Consider the following 939-nt stretch of genomic DNA (forward strand, 5'->3'; position numbering starts at 1 on the left):
CCCACGAAGGCCTCGACCAGCACACCGAGACGGCCGGGCGCGCCGTTGACCACCTCCGCGCCATGCTGGTCCACCACGACCTGCTCCCATACCGGGACCCGTACCTTGCCCGCTTCGAGACGTGGATCGAGGACAAGCTCCACCCCCTGCCGCCCGAGGTCGCCCGGCCCGTCGAGCACTTCGCCAAATGGCACCACCTCAAGCGCATCCGATCCACGGCCACCCCCGACAGCCCAGCCCGGGGCCCGGTCCACTCCGCCAAGCAGGAGATCACCGAGACCATCAAGTTCCTCGGCTGGCTCTGGGACACGCACCAGCGCACCGCCGCGACCTGCACCCAGCAGGACGTTGACGAGTGGAGAGCGAGCGGCCCCACCACCCGCAAGCTGATCCGGACCTTCTTCGTCTTCGCCCGCAACACCAGGCTCAACGTCAGCGTCGACGTCGGCCACTACACCGCACGAACCCGCCCCACGCTCGCCCAGGACCAGCGGCTGGCGTGGCTCCGGGAACTCCTCAGCGGCAGCAGCGAATCCCTTCCCTACCGGGTCGCAGGGATCCTGCTCCTGCTCTACGCCCAGCCCCTCGTACGGGTCGCAGCGCTCCGCACCGACGCGATCGCCATCGACCCGGCGACAGGCCAGGCCGGCATAAACTTCGGGGGCCGTCCCGTTCCCGTCCCGGCGCCGTTCGCCAAACTGCTTCTGGACCACATCAGGACCCGGCCCAACCTCCGCACCGGCGTCAGCGAGAGCCCATGGCTCTTCCCCGGCACCCACGCCGGCCACCACCTGCACCCGAACACCATCACGCACCGGCTCGGCTCGCTCGGTATCCAGCTCACAGGAGCCCGCAACCGCTCGCTCGACGACCTCGTCACCCAGATGCCGCCGCCACTAGTCGCGGACGCACTCGGCTACAGCTACCAAGTGGCCTTCA

The 939-nt window shown here is 69.3% G+C and carries 1 protein-coding gene; it reads left to right on the top strand.

Annotation, left to right across the window (positions count from 1 at the left end):
- On the top strand, positions 1-939 hold a 939-nt coding region (locus HGO92_RS23140; protein WP_205835004.1), incomplete at both ends, for a recombinase XerD.

This window comes from Crystallibacter degradans, from assembly GCF_012952295.1.
Taxonomy (GTDB): Bacteria; Actinomycetota; Actinomycetes; order Actinomycetales; family Micrococcaceae; genus Crystallibacter; species Crystallibacter degradans.